20 protein-coding genes and 1 other RNA gene are annotated in these 22,098 nt (G+C 55.1%); 15 read left to right on the forward strand and 6 right to left on the reverse strand.

Features of this window, described 5'->3' with window-relative positions:
- The first annotated feature begins 22 nt into the window (after positions 1-22).
- From pgk to QE396_RS21055, 5 genes are all read left to right on the forward strand, one after another.
- The gene (pgk, locus tag QE396_RS21035; RefSeq protein ID WP_020883716.1) at positions 23-1,186 is read left to right on the forward strand and encodes a phosphoglycerate kinase; all 1,164 of its coding nucleotides are present in this window, start codon (positions 23-25) and stop codon (positions 1,184-1,186) included.
- Between the two features lie 91 nt (positions 1,187-1,277).
- Entirely contained in the window at positions 1,278-2,357 is a 1,080-nt protein-coding gene (gene fbaA, locus QE396_RS21040; RefSeq protein WP_014171535.1) for a class II fructose-bisphosphate aldolase, read from the forward strand.
- Positions 2,358-2,544: 187 nt separating this feature from the next.
- Positions 2,545-3,399, forward strand: a complete 855-nt coding sequence (mscS, locus tag QE396_RS21045) for a small-conductance mechanosensitive channel MscS (protein ID WP_020883717.1) — start codon at positions 2,545-2,547, stop codon at positions 3,397-3,399.
- A gap of 145 nt (positions 3,400-3,544) precedes the next feature.
- Positions 3,545-4,180 carry an arginine exporter ArgO gene (argO, locus tag QE396_RS21050; protein ID WP_014171533.1) on the forward strand — a complete coding sequence of 212 codons (636 nt, stop codon included), beginning with the start codon at positions 3,545-3,547 and terminating at the stop codon, positions 4,178-4,180.
- A 91-nt stretch (positions 4,181-4,271) separates the two neighbouring features.
- On the forward strand, positions 4,272-5,012 hold the full coding sequence (locus QE396_RS21055) for an oxidative stress defense protein (protein WP_020883718.1): 741 nt from the start codon (positions 4,272-4,274) through the stop codon (positions 5,010-5,012).
- Between the two features lie 47 nt (positions 5,013-5,059).
- Here the strand turns inward: QE396_RS21055 and argP are convergent, their stop codons facing one another.
- Positions 5,060-5,953 (reverse strand): DNA-binding transcriptional regulator ArgP, encoded by an 894-nt coding sequence (gene argP / locus QE396_RS21060; protein ID WP_008499727.1) that lies wholly within the window; start codon positions 5,951-5,953, stop codon positions 5,060-5,062.
- 127 nt (positions 5,954-6,080) lie between these two features.
- Here argP and rpiA point away from each other — a divergent pair, with 127 nt between their 5' ends.
- Both rpiA and serA read left to right on the forward strand, forming a co-directional pair.
- Positions 6,081-6,740, forward strand: a complete 660-nt coding sequence (gene rpiA, locus QE396_RS21065; RefSeq protein ID WP_014171530.1) for a ribose-5-phosphate isomerase RpiA — start codon at positions 6,081-6,083, stop codon at positions 6,738-6,740.
- 272 nt (positions 6,741-7,012) lie between these two features.
- Positions 7,013-8,245 (forward strand): phosphoglycerate dehydrogenase, encoded by a 1,233-nt coding sequence (gene serA / locus QE396_RS21070; protein WP_014171529.1) that lies wholly within the window; start codon positions 7,013-7,015, stop codon positions 8,243-8,245.
- Positions 8,246-8,290: 45 nt separating this feature from the next.
- Here the strand turns inward: serA and QE396_RS21075 are convergent, their stop codons facing one another.
- The 3 genes from QE396_RS21075 to zapA all read right to left on the reverse strand — a co-directional run bounded on the left by QE396_RS21075 (position 8,291) and on the right by zapA (position 9,467).
- On the reverse strand, positions 8,291-8,887 hold the full coding sequence (locus QE396_RS21075) for a 5-formyltetrahydrofolate cyclo-ligase (protein WP_032670177.1): 597 nt from the start codon (positions 8,885-8,887) through the stop codon (positions 8,291-8,293).
- Between the two features lie 25 nt (positions 8,888-8,912).
- Positions 8,913-9,096, reverse strand: a non-coding RNA gene (ssrS, locus tag QE396_RS21080) — 6S RNA.
- 41 nt (positions 9,097-9,137) lie between these two features.
- Entirely contained in the window at positions 9,138-9,467 is a 330-nt protein-coding gene (zapA, locus tag QE396_RS21085) for a cell division protein ZapA (RefSeq protein WP_020883720.1), read from the reverse strand.
- Between the two features lie 168 nt (positions 9,468-9,635).
- On the opposite strand from zapA, the gene QE396_RS21090 reads away from it, so the two are divergent.
- From QE396_RS21090 to QE396_RS21125, 8 genes are all read left to right on the forward strand, one after another.
- Positions 9,636-10,214: a YecA family protein gene (locus QE396_RS21090; protein ID WP_025203274.1), complete on the forward strand. Its 579-nt coding sequence runs from the start codon at positions 9,636-9,638 to the stop codon at positions 10,212-10,214.
- A 31-nt stretch (positions 10,215-10,245) separates the two neighbouring features.
- Complete coding sequence (gene pepP / locus QE396_RS21095) at positions 10,246-11,559, forward strand: Xaa-Pro aminopeptidase (protein ID WP_108648580.1); 1,314 nt, start codon at positions 10,246-10,248, stop codon at positions 11,557-11,559.
- Positions 11,556-12,734, forward strand: a complete 1,179-nt coding sequence (gene ubiH / locus QE396_RS21100) for a 2-octaprenyl-6-methoxyphenyl hydroxylase (RefSeq protein ID WP_020883722.1) — start codon at positions 11,556-11,558, stop codon at positions 12,732-12,734. Before pepP ends, ubiH begins: the two co-directional genes overlap by 4 nt.
- A 12-nt stretch (positions 12,735-12,746) precedes the next feature.
- A complete protein-coding gene (gene ubiI, locus QE396_RS21105) occupies positions 12,747-13,949 on the forward strand; it encodes an FAD-dependent 2-octaprenylphenol hydroxylase (protein ID WP_020883723.1) in 1,203 nt (400 codons plus the stop codon).
- A 430-nt stretch (positions 13,950-14,379) separates the two neighbouring features.
- Positions 14,380-15,474 (forward strand): glycine cleavage system aminomethyltransferase GcvT, encoded by a 1,095-nt coding sequence (gene gcvT, locus QE396_RS21110; protein WP_020883724.1) that lies wholly within the window; start codon positions 14,380-14,382, stop codon positions 15,472-15,474.
- Between the two features lie 23 nt (positions 15,475-15,497).
- The gene (gcvH, locus tag QE396_RS21115; RefSeq protein ID WP_020883725.1) at positions 15,498-15,887 is read left to right on the forward strand and encodes a glycine cleavage system protein GcvH; all 390 of its coding nucleotides are present in this window, start codon (positions 15,498-15,500) and stop codon (positions 15,885-15,887) included.
- A gap of 124 nt (positions 15,888-16,011) precedes the next feature.
- Positions 16,012-18,885 (forward strand): aminomethyl-transferring glycine dehydrogenase, encoded by a 2,874-nt coding sequence (gcvP, locus tag QE396_RS21120; RefSeq protein ID WP_309952369.1) that lies wholly within the window; start codon positions 16,012-16,014, stop codon positions 18,883-18,885.
- 75 nt (positions 18,886-18,960) lie between these two features.
- Positions 18,961-19,704, forward strand: coding sequence for an SDR family oxidoreductase (locus QE396_RS21125; RefSeq protein ID WP_014171520.1), 744 nt, complete (start codon positions 18,961-18,963; stop codon positions 19,702-19,704).
- Positions 19,705-19,740: 36 nt separating this feature from the next.
- Here QE396_RS21125 and bglA read toward each other — a convergent pair whose 3' ends face one another.
- A complete protein-coding gene (gene bglA, locus QE396_RS21130; RefSeq protein ID WP_032678925.1) occupies positions 19,741-21,174 on the reverse strand; it encodes a 6-phospho-beta-glucosidase BglA in 1,434 nt (477 codons plus the stop codon).
- A gap of 116 nt (positions 21,175-21,290) precedes the next feature.
- On the reverse strand, positions 21,291-22,022 hold the full coding sequence (locus QE396_RS21135; protein ID WP_020883729.1) for a MurR/RpiR family transcriptional regulator: 732 nt from the start codon (positions 22,020-22,022) through the stop codon (positions 21,291-21,293).
- Positions 22,023-22,098: the final 76 nt, after the last annotated feature.

Consider the following 22,098-nt stretch of genomic DNA (forward strand, 5'->3'; position numbering starts at 1 on the left):
AGAATCAACGAGAGGATTCACCATGTCTGTAATTAAGATGACCGATCTGGATCTGGCTGGTAAACGCGTTTTCATCCGTGCTGATCTGAACGTACCGGTTAAAGATGGCAAAGTGACCAGCGACGCGCGTATCCGTGCATCTCTGCCAACCATCGAACTGGCTCTGAAGCAGGGCGCTAAAGTGATGGTGACCTCCCACCTGGGTCGTCCAACTGAAGGCGAGTACAATGAAGAGTTCTCTCTGCTGCCAGTTGTTAATTACCTGAAAGACAAACTGTCCAACCCGGTTCGCCTGGTAAAAGATTACCTGGACGGCGTAGACATCGCTGCCGGTGAACTGGTTGTTCTGGAAAACGTTCGCTTCAACAAAGGCGAAAAGAAAGACGACGAAGCGCTGTCCAAAAAATACGCTGCACTGTGTGACGTATTCGTGATGGACGCCTTCGGTACTGCTCACCGTGCGCAGGCTTCAACCCACGGTATCGGTAAATTCGCAGACGTCGCGTGTGCCGGTCCTCTGCTGGCTGCTGAGCTGGACGCACTGGGTAAAGCGCTGAAAGAACCTGCTCGTCCAATGGTTGCAATCGTTGGTGGTTCTAAAGTTTCTACCAAACTGACCGTACTGGATTCCCTGTCTAAAATCGCTGACCAGCTGATCGTTGGCGGTGGTATCGCGAACACCTTCGTGGCGGCACAAGGCCATAACGTCGGTAAATCCCTGTACGAAGCGGATCTGGTTGACGAAGCAAAACGTCTGCTGACTACCTGCGATATCCCGGTTCCAACGGATGTTCGCGTCGCGACTGAGTTCTCTGAAACAGCGGCTGCGACCCTGAAATCTGTTAACGACATCAAAGATGATGAGCAGATTCTGGACCTGGGCGACGTTTCTGCACAGAAACTGGCTGAAATCCTGAAAAACGCAAAAACTATCCTGTGGAATGGTCCTGTTGGCGTGTTCGAATTCCCGAACTTCCGCAAAGGTACTGAAATCGTTGCTAACGCTATCGCAGACAGCGAAGCGTTCTCTATCGCAGGCGGCGGTGATACGCTGGCAGCAATCGACCTGTTCGGTATTTCTGACAAGATCTCCTACATCTCCACTGGTGGCGGCGCATTCCTCGAGTTCGTGGAAGGCAAAGTACTGCCAGCAGTAGCAATGCTCGAAGAGCGCGCTAAGAAGTAAGCCATTCAAGGGCAGGGAAACCTGCCCAATTTTCAGCGCGCTTTAAGAGCTCGCACCTTTTCTAACGGCCGAAGATACAGGACTAAGCAACATGTCTAAAATTTTTGATTTCGTAAAACCTGGCGTGATCACTGGTGATGACGTTCAGAAAGTGTTCCAGGTAGCTAAAGAAAACAACTTCGCTCTGCCAGCAGTTAACTGTGTTGGTACCGACTCCATTAACGCCGTACTGGAAGCTGCTGCAAAAGTTAAAGCACCGGTTATCGTTCAGTTCTCTAACGGTGGCGCAGCATTCATCGCTGGTAAAGGCGTGAAAACTGACGTTCCTCAGGGCGCGGCAATCCTGGGCGCAATCTCTGGTGCGCACCATGTACACCAGATGGCTGAACACTACGGTGTTCCGGTTATCCTGCACACTGACCACTGCGCGAAGAAACTGCTGCCGTGGATCGACGGTCTGCTGGACGCGGGTGAAAAACACTTCGCAGCGACCGGTAAGCCACTGTTCTCTTCTCACATGATCGACCTGTCTGAAGAGTCCCTGCACGAAAACATCGAAATCTGCTCTAAGTACCTGGCGCGCATGGCCAAAATGGACATGACCCTGGAAATCGAACTGGGTTGCACCGGTGGTGAAGAAGACGGCGTGGACAACAGCCACATGGACGCTTCTGCACTGTACACCCAGCCAGAAGACGTTGATTACGCTTACACCGAGCTGAGCAAAATCAGCCCACGCTTCACCATCGCAGCGTCCTTCGGTAACGTACACGGCGTTTACAAACCAGGTAACGTGGTTCTGACCCCAACTATCCTGCGTGATTCTCAGGAATACGTTTCTAAGAAACACAACCTGCCGCACAACAGCCTGAACTTCGTCTTCCACGGCGGTTCCGGTTCTTCTGCTCAGGAAATCAAAGACTCCGTAAGCTACGGCGTAGTGAAAATGAACATCGATACCGACACCCAGTGGGCAACATGGGACGGTATCCTGCAGTACTACAAAACGAACGAAGCTTACCTGCAGGGCCAGCTGGGCAACCCGAAAGGCGAAGACCAGCCGAACAAGAAATACTACGATCCACGTGTATGGCTGCGTGCTGCGCAGACTTCCATGGTGGCGCGTCTGGAGCAGGCTTTCAAAGAACTGAACGCGGTTGACGTTCTGTAATTTAAGCAGCTCATAGCATCAGAAGGCCCGCAAATGCGGGCCTTTTTTTATGCTTTTTCAATGGTCTGCCCGGTCCGTTTATGTGATCTGTTTGGCAAAACCGGTCCTTTTTGTTTACCCTTTACTGACCTGCCTGTCTCCATGGGGGATGGATTTTGTGTTTTTGGGATAACAAAAGGAAGACTAAATGGAACAACTCGATGTTGTAGACAGCATCAATAATGCCGGTAACTGGCTGGTGCGCAACCAGGCGCTGCTGCTGAGCTATGCCGTTAACATCGTCGCGGCGATTGCCATCATCATCGTCGGGATGATCGTGGCGCGTATCGTATCAAACGCCGTAAACCGCGTGATGCTGGCGCGTCACATTGACGCCACTGTGGCTGACTTCCTCTCTGCACTGGTGCGCTACGGTATTATTGCCTTTACGCTGATTGCTGCACTGGGGCGTGTTGGCGTACAGACTGCCTCGGTGATTGCTGTTCTCGGTGCCGCCGGTCTGGCCATTGGTCTGGCGCTGCAGGGGTCGCTCTCGAACCTGGCAGCGGGTGTGTTGCTGGTAACCTTCCGTCCGTTCCGCTCTGGCGAGTACGTTGACCTGGGCGGTATTGCCGGCACAGTACTGCAGGTGCAGATTTTCTCAACCACTCTGCGAACTGTGGATGGCCGTATCGTGGTGGTACCGAACGGGAAAATCATCGCGGGCAACATCATTAACTTTTCCCGCGAGCCGGTGCGTCGTAACGAGCTGATTATCAGCGTGGCGTATGACTCTGATATCGATCAGGTGAAATCGCTGATCGCCAATATCATTGCCTCCGACGATCGTATTCTGAAAGATAAAGAGCAGACCGTTCGCCTGAACGAGTTGGGGGCATCCTCCATCAACTTTGTCGTGCGCATCTGGAGCAAAAGTAGCGATCTGCAAAACGTTTACTGGGATGTTCTGGAACGTATCAAACGTGATTTTGATGCCAACGGGATCAGCTTCCCGTATCCACAGATGGACGTGAACCTTAAACGCGAGAAAGAAGCCAAGTAATCCTCTTCCTCAGCAGGCCCGGTGAGCGGCATCGCCACCGGGCCTTTTATTAGCAATACTAATCACCAATTAATATTATCAATTTCCTCTAATAAGGTTCTCGCAGTATAGTCAGCTCCCACGACAACTTGCTGAGAATTTATTCATGTTATCTTACTATTTTCAAGGCCTTGCATTAGGCGCGGCCATGATTCTTCCCCTTGGCCCGCAAAACGCGTTCGTGATGAACCAGGGCATTCGCCGTCAGTATCATCTCATGATTGCCCTGCTGTGCGCGGTGAGCGATTTGCTGCTGATCTGCGCCGGAATCTTTGGCGGCAGTGCGCTGCTGATGCAGTCTCCCTGGCTGCTGGCGCTGGTGACCTGGGGTGGCGTGGCGTTCCTGCTGTGGTATGGGTTCGGGGCGCTGAAAACGGCAATGAGCAGCAATCTCGAACTGGCGAGCGCCGAGGTCATGAAGCAGGGCCGCTGGAAGATTATCGTCACCATGCTGGCGGTCACCTGGCTCAACCCGCACGTTTATCTGGATACCTTTGTGGTGCTGGGCAGCCTGGGTGGACAGCTCGACGTTGAGCCAAAACGCTGGTTTGCCCTGGGTACCGTCAGCGCCTCATTCCTGTGGTTCTTCGGTCTCGCGATTCTGGCGGCATGGCTGGCCCCGCGTCTGCGTACCGCTAAAGCCCAGCGGATCATCAACACGCTGGTGGGCGTGGTAATGTGGTTTATCGCCTTTCAGCTGGCAAAAGAGGGGATTCATCATGTTCAGGAATTGCTCAACTAAGCGTTGTCTTATGGACAACTGAGCGTGAGCCGCTAAGCTTGCTGGCATGCGCCCTGTTGTTGGGCACTCTTCGCAACATGGAGGAATGACAGTGAAGTTTAAAGTGATGGCCCTGGCGGCATTAGTGAGTTTAGGTGCGGTGTCGGTGCAGGCAAGTGAATTGCCTGATGGCCCGCACATCGTCACTTCAGGCACCGCAAGCGTGGATGCGGTACCCGATGTTGCAACGCTGGCAATTGAAGTGAACGTAGCCGCGAAAGATGCCGCTTCTGCCAAGAAGCAGGCTGACGATCGTGTTGCGCAATATCTCTCTTTCCTGGAGCAGAACGGTGTCGCTAAAAAAGACATCAGCTCTGCCAACCTGCGTACCCAGCCTGATTACGACTACCAGAACGGTAAAAGCATCCTGAAAGGCTACCGTGCCGTGCGCACCGTTGAAGTGACCGTGCGTCAGCTCGATAAACTGAACTCGCTGCTGGATGGCGCGCTGAAAGCGGGTCTGAACGAAATTCGTTCCGTCTCACTGGGCGTTGCGCAACCGGAAAAATACAAAGACCAGGCGCGTAAAGCCGCCATTGATGATGCAATCCATCAGGCGCAACAGCTGGCGTCCGGGTTCAACAGTAAGCTCGGTCCGGTATACAGCGTGCGTTACCACGTCTCAAATTATCAGCCAAGCCCGATGGTACGGATGATGAAGGCCGACGCGGCACCGGCGTCTGCTCAGGAAACTTATGAGCAGCCGACGATTCAGTTCGACGATCAGGTTGATGTGGTATTCCAGCTGCAGCCGACCCAAAGTCAGCAGACTGAGCCGGCAAAAGCGCAGTAATCTGTCTTCACTTTCCCCCTCTCCCGTCAGGAGAGGGGAATTGTTCCTTAATCCTGTCTCAACACCTTATGCCCATACGCCAGCAGCGCGTCGGTGACGTTGCGCATCATGCGGCTTTCTGGCGCAAAACGGTGCCAGTAGAGCATCCGGCGCTGATACAGCCCCGGCGTTAAGTCAATCAGCTCACCGCTTTTCAACTCTTTCTCTATCTGCAGGTGCGGGATCATACAGCAGGTGGTGCCCTGACGTGCGAGCTGCACAAACGCTTCAGACGAGTTCACGATATGACATGGCACGCTGCCCGGCGGCAGATCGAAGTTTTGCTGCAGGAAGGCCTGATGCATATCGTCCAGATGGTCGAACGCTACCGCAGGGGCTTTCAGCAGCGCGGCGCGGGTGACGCCGTTCGGGAAGTAGCGCTCGGCAAACGCTTTTGAGCCGACAAACAGGTAGTCCAGTGCGCCCAGCTGATCGACAAGACAGCTCGGCAGCGCCTGAGGCTGGATACTAACCGCCCCAACCACTTCACCGCGACGCAGGCGCTCCTGCGTACGGGTTTCATCTTCAACCTGCAGATTCAGGCGAATCGGGGAGTCTGCTAATACCGGCGCAAGGGCTGGCAACAGCCAGGTTGCCAGACTGTCGGCGTTCACCGCCAGCGAGAGCAGCAGCGGCGTTGAGCCGGTCTGTTCGTCGCCCAGCCACTCATCTTCGAGCAGTTCAACCTGGCGCAGCAGGGCGAGGAGCTTTTGCCCTTGCTCCGTTGGACGCGGTGGAACGGTACGTACCAGCAGAGGCTGCCCGAACATGTTCTCCAGCTGTTTGATGCGTTGTGATACGGCGGACTGAGTGATACAAAGCTTTTGCGCTGCGCGCTCAAAACCGCGTTCACGAATAACTGCATCAAGTGCCTGTAGTGTTCTGTAGTCCGGACGTTTCATTGCTCTGGCTGACTCCTTAATTTTGCTTAATCTGCACTATGACACAATTTTCCCTTCGTGGCAGACGAAATCCACCCGACGTGTTCTATAATGCGGCCTACGTTTTCACACCACAGGCTAAACGATCATGACGCAGGATGAACTGAAAAAAGCAGTAGGATGGGCCGCTCTCCAGTATGTGCAACCGGGTACCATTGTCGGTGTTGGTACGGGCTCGACGGCGGCACACTTTATCGATGCGCTGGGCACGATGAAAGGGCAGATCGAGGGCGCAGTTTCCAGCTCCGACGCTTCCACGGAAAAGCTGAAAAGCCTTGGCATCACCGTTTTCGATCTGAATGAAGTTGACCGTCTTGGCATCTACGTTGATGGCGCGGATGAAATCAACGGCCATATGCAGATGATCAAAGGCGGCGGTGCGGCGCTGACGCGTGAAAAAATCATCGCCTCCGTGGCGGATAAATTCATCTGTATCGCCGATGCGTCAAAGCAGGTTGATATCCTGGGTAAATTCCCGCTGCCGGTAGAAGTGATCCCAATGGCGCGTAGCGCTGTGGCGCGTGAACTGGTGAGACTGGGTGGACGCCCGGAATATCGTCAGGGCGTCATCACTGACAACGGCAACGTGATCCTCGACGTTCACGGTCTGGAAATTCTCGACGCCATTGCGCTGGAAAATGCCATTAACGGTATTCCAGGCGTAGTGACTGTGGGGTTATTCGCCAACCGTGGCGCGGATGTCGCGCTGATCGGCACGGCAGATGGCGTGCAAACCATTGTAAAATGATCTGATGGGGGGAGCCCTCCCCCCGCTAAAAAAATTTTGAAAAGCTAAATTCGGTGACTTGTGTCACGCTTTTTACCTCTCGTTTGCCGATCCTGCCGCATTCGCAAATTTCTACAGCATTTTCCTCTGTCATTTTGCTCTGTATGACTTTTCTTCAGAGTGCCGGCGCAAACGTTCATATTGCTGCAATAGTTTTTTTTGATATGTTGGCTACAGCGGATTTAAATCCAGCACAACATCAGTTCAGACAAAAACAGGGTCGGGTAAGGTAAATGGCAAAGGTATCACTGGAGAAAGACAAGATTAAATTCCTGCTGGTTGAGGGCGTGCATCAGAAAGCGCTTGATAGCCTTCGTGCAGCAGGTTACACCAACATCGAATTTCACAAAGGCGCGCTGGACACCGAAGAGCTGAAAGCGTCCATCCGTGATGCCCATTTCATTGGCCTGCGATCCCGTACCCAACTGACTGAAGACGTGATTGCCGCGGCGGAAAAGTTGGTTGCCATCGGCTGTTTCTGCATCGGTACCAACCAGGTTGATCTGAATGCCGCCGCAAAACGCGGTGTGCCTGTCTTTAACGCCCCCTTCTCCAACACCCGTTCCGTGGCGGAGTTAGTGATTGGCGAGCTGCTGCTGTTGCTGCGTGGTATTCCGGAAGCTAACGCCAAAGCGCACCGCGGCGTGTGGAACAAACTGGCTGCGGGTTCATACGAAGCCCGTGGTAAAAAACTCGGTATCATCGGCTATGGTCACATCGGTACTCAGCTGGGGATCCTGGCTGAATCCCTGGGTATGCATGTCTATTTTTATGATATCGAAAGCAAACTGCCGTTGGGCAACGCCACTCAGGTTCAACACCTCTCTGACCTGCTGAACATGAGCGACGTGGTCAGCCTGCATGTGCCGGAAAATGCGTCGACGAAAAACATGATGGGTGCTGAGGAACTGGCGCTGATGAAGCCGGGGTCACTGCTGATCAACGCCGCGCGCGGTACGGTTGTCGATATTCCGGCGCTGTGCGATGCGCTGAAGCGTAAGCATCTGGCGGGGGCGGCAATTGACGTCTTCCCGACTGAGCCTGCTACCAACAGCGATCCGTTCACCTCTCCGCTGTGCGAATTCGACAACGTGATCCTGACGCCGCACATCGGCGGCTCGACGCAGGAAGCGCAGGAAAATATCGGTCTGGAAGTCGCGGGCAAGCTGAGCAAATACTCCGACAACGGTTCTACGCTCTCTGCCGTGAACTTCCCGGAAGTGTCTCTGCCGTTGCACGGTGGCCGTCGTCTGCTGCACATCCATGAAAACCGTCCGGGCGTGCTGACTGCGATCAACCAGATCTTTGCCGAGCAGAGCGTCAACATTGCCGCGCAGTATCTGCAAACGAACTCTCAGATGGGTTACGTGGTGATTGATATTGAAGCGGACGAAGATGTAGCGGAAAAAGCGCTGCAGAGCATGAAGGCTATTCCGGGTACCATTCGTGCCCGTCTGCTGTACTGATTCTGTTTCTGTGAGCATAAAGCCGGGTCGCTACCCGGCTTTATTTTACCAGCGCCAGGTTTTGCCCGGCGTCACTACCGCAGGCAGCGGAATATCCCACTTCTCTACCGGCAAGGCTTCCACGCCCTGGCAGTCATGTGCGTACCCCACAGGCTGTAAATGATACTGCTGCCAGTTTTGCAGCGTCCTGTCATAAAAACCGCCACCCATCCCTAAGCGCTGACCCTGCTCATCAAACGCCACCAGCGGCGTGATCAGCACATCCAGTTCTGAGAGGGGGAGGACGTCGCGGACGTCGAGTTTTGGTTCGGTGATTTTCAGACGATTCACCACCAGTTCGCTGTGCGGATGGTAGTGTAAAAACAGCAGATTTCCCTGGCTAAACGGGTGCAGCACCGGCAGATACACTCTCTTCCCGGCGCGCCACAGTTGTTCGATCAGCGGTTGAGTATCCAGCTCGCCATCAAACGAGAGGAACAGGGCGACGGTACGCGCCATCACAACAGGGGGATAGGCCATCATACGGGCTGCGCCTTGCTGGGCAAACTGTGCTTGCTGTTCGGGAGTTAACGCACGACGGCGTTGACGCATGAGTTGACGGATGTCCTGGCGTGAGGAAGAGACTTCAGGGAGTTGGGTCATGGTAGTCGGTAGAAGAAAAAGAGAGGGAATCTCCGAGATGCCGCCGCAGGCTGTAACCCTTGAACCCTTGGTTCAAGGTGAATGTGTCGTCATAGTTTTAAGGCTTCTCGGACGAACCGAGCATGCTCACCAACCATGGAGCGCCACATTCTTGTGGTATGAAATATCGGCTCAGGGGACTGGCCCGCTTGCGAACATCTCAGAGAAATTTTGTCTTCACAGTTACTCTACCATAGTCAACTGAGAAGTGTTATTCAAACTTTGGTCCCGGTCTTTCGGGATTGCGACCTTGATCAAGCAATGCCTGTTCAATGGTCTGCTGGAGCATTTTAATGCGCTGCTCCATGCTTGCCGCGTAATCGCGGGTCTTCGCTTTTTCCTGAGCCAGTTCATAACTGATGTTCAACGCGGCGATGAAAACCAGCTGCTCAGTATTTGTGACTCTAGTGCGTTCTTTGAGATCTTGCAACCGCTGATTCAAATCGTCCGCAGCCTGATTCAAGGCATCCCTTTGTTCAGGCGGACAATTCACTCGCAGTGAACGGCCAAAAATCTGGAGATCGACGGGTTGTGCAGACATGCCACCTTCCTGCTGATTGACTGCGCTGCCTTCGCTTACTGCCCCGGGGGCTGCGAAGGGGCGACACTATAGCTACCCTGATGTGAAGATACAAGCCCTTTTCTGGTATCACCAGGGTCCAAAGTGGTAGCATATCATGAATATTCCTCCCAACGATGACGAATGCGCATGTCTATACAGAACGAAATGCCTGGTTACAAGGATTTAAACCAGTTACTGAACCAGCAGGGAGTCGGTTTAACCTCTGCGGAAATGCACGGTCTGATCAGTGGCATGCTGTGCGGCGGAAACAGCGACAGCTCATGGCAGCCGCTGATCCACGACCTGACGAACGAAGGGCTGGCGTTTGGTCACGAGCTGGCGGAAGCCGTGCGTAAAATGCACTCCGCGATCAGCGATTCGCTGGAAGACGATGGCTTCCTTTTTCAGCTTTATCTGCCTGAAGGCGATGACGTCAGCGTCTTCGATCGTGCCGATGCGCTCGCAGGTTGGGTCAACCACTACCTGTTGGGGCTGGGCGTCACGCAGCCGAAACTCGATAAAGTGACCGGCGAAGCGGGTGAGGCGATCGACGATCTGCGTAACATTGCGCAGTTGGGCTACGATGAAGACGAAGACCAGGAAGAGCTGGAAATGTCTCTCGAAGAGATCATCGAATACGTTCGCGTTGCTGCTTTGCTGTGCCACGACCACTTTACGCGTTCGCAGCCGACCGCGCCGGAAGTCCGAAAGCCAACCTTACATTAAGAAAAATAACGCACAGGAGGGTGTCATGGTTATCTCAAATCAAGAGTATTCGCGCCGTCGTCAGGCGCTGTTGGCCAATATGCAGCCGGGCAGCGCCGCGCTGATTTTTGCTGCGCCAGAAGTGACGCGCAGCGCCGACAGCGAATACCCCTATCGCCAGAGCAGCGATTTCTGGTACTTCACCGGCTTCAACGAGCCGGAAGCGGTACTGGTGCTGATTAAGAGTAATGACACCCACAACCACAGCGTGATTTTTAACCGCGTACGCGATCTCACTGCCGAAATCTGGTTCGGCCGCCGCTTAGGGCAAGAGGCTGCGCCAGAGAAGCTGGGGGTGGATCGGGCGCTGGCATTCAGTGAGATCAACCAGCAGCTCTATCAACTGCTGAATGGCCTGGATGTGCTTTACCACGCGCAGGGCGAGTATGCGTATGCCGATGAGATTGTCTTTACCGCTCTGGATAAGCTGCGCAAAGGTTCGAGGCAGAATCTGTCCGCCCCGGCCACCCTGACGGACTGGCGTCCGGTGGTGCATGAGATGCGTCTGTTCAAATCGCCGGAAGAGCTGGACGTGATGCGCCGCGCGGGTGAAATCAGCGCGCTGGCGCACACCCGCGCCATGGAGAAATGCCGCCCGGGAATGTTTGAATACCAGTTGGAAGGGGAGATTCATCACGAATTTAACCGCCACGGCGCGCGTTATCCTTCTTACAACACCATTGTCGGTGGCGGTGAAAACGGCTGCATTCTGCACTACACCGAAAACGAAAGTGCGCTGCGCGACGGGGATCTGGTGTTGATTGACGCCGGATGCGAATTCCAGGGGTATGCGGGCGATATTACCCGTACGTTCCCGGTGAACGGTAAATTCACCCCCGCACAGCGCGCGGTGTATGACATCGTCCTCGAATCGCTCGAGACGGCGCTCAGGCTGTACCGTCCAGGCACGTCTATTCAGGAAGTGACCGGCGAAGTGGTGCGCATCATGATCACCGGTCTGGTGAAGCTCGGTATCCTGAAAGGCGACGTGGATACCCTGATTACCGAGAACGCGCATCGTCCGTACTTTATGCACGGCCTGAGCCACTGGCTGGGGCTGGATGTGCATGACGTGGGAGCATACGCTGCCGATCGTTCCCGCGTGCTGGAGCCAGGCATGGTATTAACCGTTGAGCCGGGGCTGTATATCGCGCCGGATGCCGACGTGCCGGAAGCATACCGCGGGATTGGCATTCGTATCGAAGACGACATCGTCATTACCGAAACCGGCAACGAAAACCTGACCGCCAGCGTCGTGAAAAATGCTGACGATATCGAGGCGCTGATGGCAGCGGCACGCGTATGAGCGTGATTATCGTTGGCGGCGGGATGACCGGAGCCACGCTGGCACTGGCCATCTCGCATTTTACGCAGGGAAAACTGCCGGTGCATCTGGTGGAGGCCGTTGCGCCAGAGGCCTCTGATCACCCCGGTTTTGATGCCCGCGCCATTGCACTGGCGCAGGGTACCTGTCAGCAACTCTCACGCATTGGCATCTGGCAGGAGATAGCCGACTGTGCGACGGCGATTAAAACCGTTCACGTCAGCGATCGCGGTCATGCCGGTTTCGTTACCCTGGATGCGCATGATTACCGTATAGATGCGCTGGGCCGGGTCGTGGAGCTGCACGACGTCGGGTTACGCCTGTTCCGCCTGCTTAAGGATGCGCCAGGCGTGACCCTGCATTGCCCGGCGCGTGTGGCCAGCTTTAGCCGCAGTGACGCGTCGGTCAACGTGGTGCTGGATAACGGTACCGTCCTTGAAGGCCAGCTTCTGGTAGCGGCAAACGGTTCGCGCTCTTCGCTCGGCACGCAGTGCGGCATGGAGTGGCGACAACAGCCCTACGGGCAGGTGGCCGTCATTGCTAACGTTTCGACAGCGGGCGCTCACAACGGCCGCGCTTTTGAGCGTTTTACCCAGCATGGCCCGCTGGCGATGCTGCCCATGTCCCACGATCGCAGTTCGCTGGTGTGGTGCCATCCGCAGGACAACGCGGCTGAGATACAGACCTGGTCTGACGAACGTTTTTGTACCGAGCTGCAAAAAGCCTTTGGCTGGCGGCTGGGACGTATTACCCACGCGGGAAAGCGGAGCGTATACCCGTTGTCGCTGACCACCGCCTCGCAGTCCATCTCCCATCGCATGGCGCTGGTCGGCAATGCTGCGCAGACATTGCATCCCATCGCCGGGCAGGGGTTTAACCTCGGGCTTCGCGACGTGATGAGCCTGGCAGAAACGCTTTCGCAGGCGTGGAGCGAGCAAAAAGACTGTGGTGCCTGGTCGGTGCTCAGCCATTACCAGAAGCGACGCCGGGCAGATAAAGAGGCGACGATTGGTGTGACGGATGGTCTGGTGCACCTGTTTGCCAATCGCTGGGCACCCCTGGTTGCAGGCCGCAATCTTGGGCTAATGGCGATGGAATTATTCATTCCGGCACGTGACGTGCTGGCGCAGCGGACTCTTGGTTGGGTCGCGCGTTAAGGAGTTATCACCGTGCAAAATGTTGATGTCGCCATTGTTGGCGGCGGAATGGTAGGACTGGCGCTGGCCTGTGGTTTACAGGGCAGCGGCCTGCGCGTTGCGGTACTGGAGCAAAACGTGCCTCAGCCTGTCGCGCAGGACGCGCCGCCGGAACTGCGCGTCTCGGCAATCAATGCGGCCAGTGAAAAGTTGCTGACGCACCTTGGCGTCTGGTCAGAGATCGTGGCGCAGCGTGCCAGCTGTTATCACGGCATGGAAGTGTGGGACAAAGACAGCTTTGGTCATATCGCGTTTGATGATGAAAGCATGGGCTACAGCCATCTGGGACACATCATCGAAAATGCCGTTATCCACCATGCTCTGTGGCAAAAGGCGCAGTCCTGCAGCGATGTCACGCTGCTGGCACCGGCGCAAATCCAGCAGGTCGCCTGGGGAGAAAACGACGCCTTTATCACCCTGCAAAGCGGTGACATGCTGACCGCGCGACTGGTCGTGGGCGCTGACGGTGCCAACTCCTGGCTGCGTAACAAGGCGGATATTCCGCTGACGTTCTGGGACTATCGCCATCATGCTCTGGTGGCAACGATTCGCACTGAAGAGCCGCACGGTGGGGTGGCGCGCCAAATCTTCCACAATGACGGCATTCTGGCATTCCTGCCGTTGAGCGATCCGCACCTGTGTTCGATTGTCTGGTCTCTGGTTCCTGATAAAGCGCAACAGATGCAGGAAGCGACTCCCGAGGCATTCAACCAGGCGCTGTGCGTCGCGTTTGATAACCGTCTTGGGCTATGCACCCTTGAGAGCGAGCGGCTGATGTTCCCGTTAACCGGACGCTATGCGCGTCAGTTTGCGGCGCACCGTCTGGCGCTGGTGGGTGACGCGGCACATACGATCCATCCGCTGGCCGGGCAGGGCGTGAACCTTGGCTTTATGGACGCGGCAGAGCTGGTAGAAGAGTTGCGTCGCCTGCATCGCGAAGGCAAAGATATCGGCCAGCATCTCTATCTGCGTCGCTACGAACGTAGCCGTAAGCACAGTGCAGCGGTGATGCTGGCAGGCATGCAGGGTTTCCGTGAGCTGTTTGCCGGCGCGAATCCAGCGAAAAAACTGCTGCGCGACCTCGGCCTTAAACTTGCCGATACCCTTCCGGGCGTAAAACCTCAACTCCTTCGCCAGGCGATGGGTCTTAACGACCTGCCGGACTGGCTGCGCTAATATAGACCCCCGTCACACTTTGTTTTCCCGGCCTCTGCGCCGGGGAAATTCGCTCGTTTGAAATAATCTAATTTCACCGCATTTTTCGCATTAGAAAATCTAATCTTACTATTTTTTTGTTACGGAAATTCCGCCCGTTTTTCCGCATGAAATATCACCATCTGCTAAATCCTGTTAGAGCAATGTTAATTTTATGCGGGTTTAATCGCAGTTTGCCAGTGAATAACTCTGTAAGCTTTTTCGTGTTTTTAGGTCATAAGCTAATGTGATGACCCGTTTTACCTTATGGTTAATCGCCGGTTTCGGTGGTAAGTTCAGGTAAAAGAGAACGTTTGCGTCGGGGTCCAGAAAGCGATCGCGGCGCCGGGTTTCGTGGCACTGTTCAGGTGTGCGAAACGCAAGACAGCCCTGCTTATTCAACGAGGAAAAGATGGCTCAACAGACTCCTTTGTACGAACAACACGTGTTATGCGGCGCACGCATGGTGGACTTCCATGGCTGGATGATGCCGCTGCACTACGGCTCGCAGATTGATGAGCACCACGCGGTGCGCACCGATGCCGGTATGTTCGACGTGTCACACATGACGATTGTCGACCTGCATGGCAGCCGCACCCGGGAGTTTTTACGTTATCTGCTGGCAAACGACGTCGCCAAACTGAAGACGCCAGGCAAAGCGCTCTACACCGGCATGCTGAATGCCTCCGGCGGCGTAATTGATGACCTCATCGTCTATTACTTCTCTGAAGATTTCTTCCGCCTCGTTGTAAACTCCGCCACCCGCGAAAAAGACCTCTCCTGGATTACCCAACACGCTGAACCTTACGCCATCGACATCACCGTCCGCGATGATCTGTCGCTGATCGCCGTACAGGGGCCGAACGCGCAGTCTAAAGCCGCCTCTCTGTTCAGCGATGAGCAGCGTAAAGCCACCGACGGCATGAAGCCGTTCTTCGGCGTACAGGCGGGCGATCTGTTTATCGCGACCACCGGCTACACCGGTGAAGCGGGCTATGAAATTGCCATGCCGAATGAGAAAGCCGCCGATTTCTGGCGTGCGCTGGTGGAAGCTGGCGTTAAGCCGGCAGGTCTGGGCGCGCGCGATACGCTGCGTCTGGAAGCCGGTATGAACCTCTACGGGCAAGAGATGGATGAAGGCGTGTCACCGCTGGCGGCCAACATGGGCTGGACCATCGCCTGGGAACCGGCTGACCGTGAGTTTATTGGCCGTGAAGCGCTGGAAATGCAGCGTGAAAAGGGCACTGAACAACTGGTAGGCCTGGTGATGACCGAGAAAGGCGTGCTGCGCGGCGAGCTGCCGGTGCGTTTTACAGATGCTGACGGCAACCCGCGTGAAGGCGTGATCACCAGCGGTACCTTCTCCCCGACGCTGGGCTACAGTATTGCACTGGCGCGTGTTCCGGCGGGCATTGGCGAAACGGCAGTGGTGCAAATCCGCAACCGTGAAATGCCGGTCAACGTGACCAAACCGATTTTTGTTCGCGCCGGTAAGCCGGTCGCCTAATCATTTTTATCAGGAGAACTTCAATGAGCAATGTGCCAGCAGAACTGAAATACAGCAAAGAACATGAGTGGCTGCGCAAAGAGGCGGACGGCACTTACACCGTAGGGATCACCGAGCATGCGCAGGAGCTGCTGGGCGACATGGTGTTTGTCGACCTGCCTGAAGTCGGCGCATCCGTGGAAGCAGGCGATGACTGCGCCGTGGCCGAGTCCGTTAAAGCGGCTTCTGATATCTACGCCCCGGTAAGCGGTGAAATTGTTGCCGTGAACGACGCCCTGAGCGACTCCCCGGAGCTGGTGAACAGCGAGCCTTATGAAGGCGGCTGGATCTTCAAGATCAAAGCCAGCGACGAATCGCAGGTCACCGCGCTGCTGGATGCCACCGCGTACGAAGCGCTGTTAGAAAACGAGTAAGCCTTAACCCTCTCCCCTTTGGGGGAGGGTAGGGTGAGGGGAACAGACGACACCCTCACCCCAGCCCTTTCCCTCCGGGAGAGGGAGAAAACACATTCACTGCACGTTTCAGGAACCATCGCTCATGACACAGACTTTAAGCCAGCTTGAAAACCGTGGCGCCTTCATTGAACGTCACATTGGGCCGGATGCTCAGCAACAGCAGGAGATGCTGAAGACAGTTGGCGCGGATTCATTAAATGCACTGATCGGCCAGATTGTGCCAAAAGACATCCAGCTTGCCACGCCGCCTCAGGTGGGTGAAGCCACCACTGAATTCGCCGCTCTGGCGGAGCTGAAGGCGATTGCCGGCCTGAACAAGCGCTATAAGTCTTACATTGGCATGGGCTACACCAACGTGCAGTTACCCCCGGTTATTCTGCGTAATATGCTGGAAAATCCGGGCTGGTACACCGCCTACACCCCGTATCAGCCAGAAGTTTCTCAGGGCCGTCTGGAAGCGCTGCTGAACTTCCAGCAGGTTACGCTGGATTTGACCGGCCTGGATATCGCGTCCGCTTCACTGCTGGATGAAGCCACCGCCGCCGCCGAAGCAATGGCAATGGCGAAGCGCGTGAGCAAACTGAAAAATGCCAACCGCTTCTTCGTGGCAGCGGACGTGCATCCGCAAACGCTTGATGTGGTTCGTACCCGTGCCGAAACCTTTGGTTTTGACGTGATTGTCGACGACGCCGACAAAGTCCTCGATCATCAGGATGTGTTTGGTGTGCTGCTGCAACAGGTCGGCACCACCGGCGACGTTCACGACTACAGCGCACTGATTGCTGAGCTGAAAGCCCGCAAAGTGGTTGTCAGCGTCGCGGCTGATTTTATGGCGCTGGTCCTGCTGACGGCTCCAGGTAAACAGGGCGCGGACATTGTTTTCGGTTCTGCACAACGCTTTGGTGTCCCGATGGGCTACGGTGGCCCACATGCGGCGTTCTTTGCCGCAAAAGATGAATTCAAACGCTCCATGCCTGGCCGTATCATCGGCGTTTCAAAAGATGCCGCCGGTAACACCGCGCTGCGCATGGCAATGCAGACTCGCGAGCAGCATATTCGTCGCGAGAAAGCGAACTCCAACATCTGTACCTCGCAGGTCCTGCTGGCCAATATCGCCAGCCTGTACGCTGTCTTCCACGGTCCGGTTGGCCTGAAACGCATTGCCAGCCGTATTCACCGTCTGGCGGATATTCTGGCCTGTGGTCTGCAGCAGAAAGGCCTGAAACTGCGCCACGCCCATTACTTTGACACGCTGTGCGTTGAAGTGGCTGACAAAGCCGCGGTGCTGGCTCGTGCTGACGTGGCAGAGATCAACCTGCGTAGCGACATCCATAACGCGGTAGGCATTACACTGGATGAAAGCACTACCCGCGAAGATATCGTTAACCTGTTTAACGTCTTGCTGGGCGATGCGCACGGCCTGGACATTGATACGCTCGATAAAGATGTCGCGCTCGACAGCCGCTCTATCCAGGAAAGCATGCTGCGTGATGATGCGATCCTGACTCACCCGGTGTTCAATCGCTACCACAGCGAAACCGAGATGATGCGCTATATGCACTCTCTGGAGCGCAAAGACCTGGCACTGAACCAGGCGATGATCCCGCTGGGCTCCTGCACCATGAAGCTGAACGCTGCGGCAGAGATGATTCCAATCACCTGGCCTGAATTTTCCGAGCTGCACCCGTTCTGCCCACCAGAGCAGGCGGAAGGTTACCATCTGATGATCAACCAGCTCTCCGACTGGCTGGTGAAGCTGACCGGTTACGATGCACTCTGCATGCAGCCAAACTCCGGGGCGCAGGGGGAATACGCGGGCCTGCTGGCAATTCGTCACTATCACGAAAGCCGCAATGAAGGGCATCGCGATATCTGTCTGATCCCAAGTTCTGCGCACGGCACCAACCCGGCGTCTGCCCAGATGGCGGGTATGGAAGTGGTGGTGGTGGCCTGCGACAAGAACGGCAACATTGACCTGGCCGATCTGCGTGCGAAAGCCGAGCAGGCGGGCGAAAAACTCTCCTGCATCATGGTGACCTACCCGTCCACCCACGGTGTGTACGAAGAGACCATCCGTGAAGTATGTGAAGTGGTCCATCAGTTCGGCGGTCAGGTTTATCTCGACGGTGCGAACATGAACGCACAGGTTGGCATTACCTCTCCGGGCTTTATCGGCGCGGATGTGTCGCACCTGAACCTGCATAAAACCTTCTGTATTCCGCACGGCGGTGGTGGTCCAGGTATGGGCCCAATCGGTGTGAAAGCACACCTGGCGCCGTTTGTCCCAGGCCACAGCGTAGTGCAGATTGAAGGCATGTTAACCCGTCAGGGCGCGGTCTCTGCGGCACCGTTCGGTAGCGCCTCAATCCTGCCAATCAGCTGGATGTATATCCGCATGATGGGCGCGGAAGGGCTGAAGCAGGCAAGCCAGGTGGCTATCCTCAATGCTAACTACATCGCAACGCGTCTGAAAGAAGCGTATCCGGTGCTCTACACGGGCCGTGATGGTCGCGTGGCGCACGAGTGCATCCTCGATATCCGTCCTTTGAAAGAAGAGACCGGTATCAGCGAGCTGGATATTGCTAAGCGTCTGATTGACTACGGATTCCATGCGCCAACCATGTCGTTCCCGGTGGCGGGTACGCTGATGGTTGAACCCACCGAGTCTGAAAGCAAAGTTGAGCTGGACCGCTTTATTGACGCGATGCTGGCTATCCGCACTGAAATCGAGCGCGTGAAAGCCGGTGAGTGGACGCTGGCTGATAACCCGCTGGTTAACGCACCGCACACCCAGAATGAGCTGGTCTCCGGGTGGGAGCACGGTTATACCCGTGAGCAGGCGGTGTTCCCGGCTGGCATAGCAAACAAATACTGGCCGACCGTGAAACGTCTCGATGACGTCTACGGTGACCGTAATCTGTTCTGCTCTTGTGTGCCAATGAGCGAATACCAGTAATCGTTCCGCGGTTATAACGTGTTACAGGCCGGGTCAGCGTTAACGCTACCCGGCTTTTTTTATAAGGAGACATAGATGGCAATTGCACTGGTCACCGGCGCCAGCCGCGGTATTGGTAAAGCCACCGCGCTGCAGCTGGCGCGCGAAGGCTACACCGTGGCGGTGAACTATCACCACAACATTAAAGCCGCGACGGATGTGATCACGATGATTACCGACGCGGGGGGTAACGCGTTTGCCGTACGTGCAGATATCAGTGATGAAGCTCAGGTGCTGGCGATGTTCGACAGTATCGATCGTGAAGCCGGACCGCTTACCGCACTGGTGAACAACGCCGGGATCCTGTTTGAACAATCCACGATTGAACACCTCTCCGCTGAACGGATCAACCGCGTGTTAGCCACGAACGTGACCGGTTATTTCCTCTGCTGCCGCGAAGCGGTAAAACGCATGTCGTTCAGACATGGTGGCAAAGGCGGCGCGATCGTGAACGTGTCATCCGCGGCATCGCGCCTCGGTGCTCCGGGTGAATATGTGGATTACGCCGCGTCCAAAGGTGCTGTCGATTCGTTGACGACGGGATTATCGCTGGAAGTGGCAGCGCAAGGGATCCGCGTAAACTGCGTGCGTCCCGGGCTGATTTACACCGAGATTCATGCATCTGGCGGTGAGCCGGGCCGGGTGGATAGGGTCAAATCCATGCTGCCTATGCAGCGTGGCGGTCAGCCGGAAGAGGTGGCGCAGGCGATTGTCTGGCTGCTGAGCGAGAAAGCCTCGTATGTGACGGGAAGTTTTATTGAGCTGGCGGGTGGGAAATAAACATCTCCTCTCCCCGTCGGGGAGAGGAGGGAAGCGTTAAAGCGTCTCGCCGTTGCTGGCAATCACGTCTTTGTACCAGTTAAAGCTCTTTTTCCGCGAGCGTGACATATCGCCGGTACCGTCGTCGTGCTTGTTCACATAAATAAAGCCGTAGCGCTTGCTGTACTGACCGGTAGTGAACGACACGCAGTCGATGCAGCCCCACGGGGTATAACCCATCAGATCCACACCATCATACGTGACGGCTTTCATCATCTCTTCCACGTGCGCACGCAGGTAGTCGATGCGGTAGTCATCATTGATGCTGCCGTCTTCTTCTACTTTGTCGTAGGCGCCAAAGCCGTTTTCCACGATAAACAGCGGTTTCTGATAACGCTCGTACAGTTCGCACAGGGAATAGCGCAGACCCACCGGGTCAATCTGCCAGCCCCAGTCAGAGGCTTTCACATGCGGGTTCGGTACGCTGCCTTCAAAGCCTGAGATAGCATCGCCAGTACCGCCTTCCGCTTTCACGGCGTTGGTCATGTAATAGCTGAAGCCCAGATAGTCACAGGTGCCTTCACGCAGGATCTGCTCGTCACCCGCTTCCATATGGATGGTGAAGCCACGGCGTTCCCATTCATTAAGCACATAGGATGGGTAGTAACCGCGCAGCTGGACATCGGTAAAGACATAGCGTTCACGCATGGATTCCTGTGCAAACATCACGTCCTCTGGTTTACAGGAGAACGGGTAGAGCGCCACCATTGCCAGCATACAACCGACTTTCATTTCCGGGTTAATGCGACGCGCCGCTTTCACCGCCAGCGCGCTGGCAACGAACTGGTGGTGCAGCACCTGGTACATGGTCTCTTCCGGATTGTCATGCTCGGTATAAACCACGCCTGAGCAGCAGTAGCCAAACAGCGGCGCACGCCAGTTACGCTGGTTGTTGATCTCGTTAAAGGTCATCCAGTATTTGACCTTATTTTTGTAGCGCTCAAACACCACTTCCGCGAAGCGCACAAAGAAATCCACCACTTTACGGTTGGTCCAGCCGCCGTACTCCTGCACCAGGTGCAGCGGCATTTCGAAGTGGGAGAGGGTAATGACCGGTTCAATATTGTATTTCAGCAGCTCATCGAACATGTCGTCGTAGAACTTCAGGCCTTCTTCATTCGGCTGTGTTTCATCCCCTTTCGGGAAGATACGCGTCCAGGCGATAGAGGTGCGGAAACATTTGAAGCCCATCTCAGCAAACAGCTTGATGTCTTCTTTGTAATGGCCATGGAAGTCGATAGCTTCGTGGTTAGGATAGTATTTCCCCGGCACGACTTCCTGCGTGATTTCGCGCGGCACGCCGTGCGCACCGCCCGTTAAGACATCACAGATGCTCGGCCCTTTACCGCCTTTGTTCCAGCCGCCTTCAACCTGGTGAGCGGCCACTGCACCGCCCCATAAAAAGTCTTTTGGTAGGGTAAGTTTTTTCATCGCTGCTATTCTCAGTAAATGACATATTGCGTTCGAGTCTAGCAAAGCGGAATTAAATGTCACGATATAACAATTCGCTGAAAATGTAATTTGTCACATCGAAAAAACAGGGTGTTTTATTCTGTCAGTTTCTTTGCCAGTTTCCGGCCAAGCGATTCGAGAATATAGATGACGGGTATTTGTGTGGTGATATCGTACACGCCGCCTATCCGCATCTGAGGGACATGCCAGGAGAGGTTAAAGTCCGCGAGCTTTGCCAGGCGCGAGTGCTCGTGGCTGGTAATGGAGAGCACTTTGCAGCGATGCAGGCTAAACTGGCTGGCAAAGCGCAGGATCTCTTCGGTTTCACCGGATACTGACAGCACAATCGCCAGTGCGTTTTTAGCCATATCATTGGTGACCGGGAAATAAGGATCGTCGATGTGGTTACTGAATTTACCGATATTCGAAAAGAAGCGTGCGCCATATTTTGCCAGCGAGCCAGACGTGCCCGCGCCGACAAATATAATACGTTCGGAAGATAAAATAATATCGACCGCCTCATCTAATAAAGCATCGAACTCTTCGTTATTAACGCCTTTAAAGAAGCTGATAATTTCACTGGCACCAAAATTTGCCTGCTGAGGTTCGTTCTGCTCTAAATAGAGCTTAAAGCGCACGCGGAATTCAGAGTAGCCTTCGCAGTTGAGTTTGCGGCAAAAGCGCAGGATAGTGGTCGTTGAGACGCCAGCCGCATCCGCCAGCTCGCGGATGGTCATGTACATGACTTTGTCACGATTTTTAATGACATAGTTGTAGACCATCATTTCCAGATTATTGAGACTGGCAATGGCGGCGTGGGTGAACATACTCACAATGGCGAAACTCTCATTCAGACATCATTTATCCATCATAACATGCAGCAAGTCGGCAGGATCCAATTTT

The organism is Enterobacter sp. SORGH_AS_0287 (assembly GCF_031453695.1).
GTDB classification, from domain to species: domain Bacteria; phylum Pseudomonadota; class Gammaproteobacteria; order Enterobacterales; family Enterobacteriaceae; genus Enterobacter; species Enterobacter ludwigii.

Excerpts from the sequence above, each read along its gene's own strand:
- pgk (WP_020883716.1), top strand. The coding sequence starts at position 23 with ATGTCTGTAATTAAGATGACCGATCTGGATCTGGCTGGTAAACGCGTT.
- fbaA (WP_014171535.1), top strand. The coding sequence starts at position 1,278 with ATGTCTAAAATTTTTGATTTCGTAAAACCTGGCGTGATCACTGGTGAT.
- mscS (WP_020883717.1), top strand. The coding sequence starts at position 2,545 with ATGGAACAACTCGATGTTGTAGACAGCATCAATAATGCCGGTAACTGG.
- argO (WP_014171533.1), top strand. The coding sequence starts at position 3,545 with ATGTTATCTTACTATTTTCAAGGCCTTGCATTAGGCGCGGCCATGATT.
- argP (WP_008499727.1), bottom strand. The coding sequence starts at position 5,953 with ATGAAACGTCCGGACTACAGAACACTACAGGCACTTGATGCAGTTATT.
- rpiA (WP_014171530.1), top strand. The coding sequence starts at position 6,081 with ATGACGCAGGATGAACTGAAAAAAGCAGTAGGATGGGCCGCTCTCCAG.
- serA (WP_014171529.1), top strand. The coding sequence starts at position 7,013 with ATGGCAAAGGTATCACTGGAGAAAGACAAGATTAAATTCCTGCTGGTT.
- QE396_RS21075 (WP_032670177.1), bottom strand. The coding sequence starts at position 8,887 with ATGACCCAACTCCCTGAAGTCTCTTCCTCACGCCAGGACATCCGTCAA.
- zapA (WP_020883720.1), bottom strand. The coding sequence starts at position 9,467 with ATGTCTGCACAACCCGTCGATCTCCAGATTTTTGGCCGTTCACTGCGA.
- QE396_RS21090 (WP_025203274.1), top strand. The coding sequence starts at position 9,636 with ATGTCTATACAGAACGAAATGCCTGGTTACAAGGATTTAAACCAGTTA.
- ubiH (WP_020883722.1), top strand. The coding sequence starts at position 11,556 with ATGAGCGTGATTATCGTTGGCGGCGGGATGACCGGAGCCACGCTGGCA.
- gcvT (WP_020883724.1), top strand. The coding sequence starts at position 14,380 with ATGGCTCAACAGACTCCTTTGTACGAACAACACGTGTTATGCGGCGCA.
- gcvH (WP_020883725.1), top strand. The coding sequence starts at position 15,498 with ATGAGCAATGTGCCAGCAGAACTGAAATACAGCAAAGAACATGAGTGG.
- gcvP (WP_309952369.1), top strand. The coding sequence starts at position 16,012 with ATGACACAGACTTTAAGCCAGCTTGAAAACCGTGGCGCCTTCATTGAA.
- QE396_RS21125 (WP_014171520.1), top strand. The coding sequence starts at position 18,961 with ATGGCAATTGCACTGGTCACCGGCGCCAGCCGCGGTATTGGTAAAGCC.
- bglA (WP_032678925.1), bottom strand. The coding sequence starts at position 21,174 with ATGAAAAAACTTACCCTACCAAAAGACTTTTTATGGGGCGGTGCAGTG.
- QE396_RS21135 (WP_020883729.1), bottom strand. The coding sequence starts at position 22,022 with ATGTTCACCCACGCCGCCATTGCCAGTCTCAATAATCTGGAAATGATG.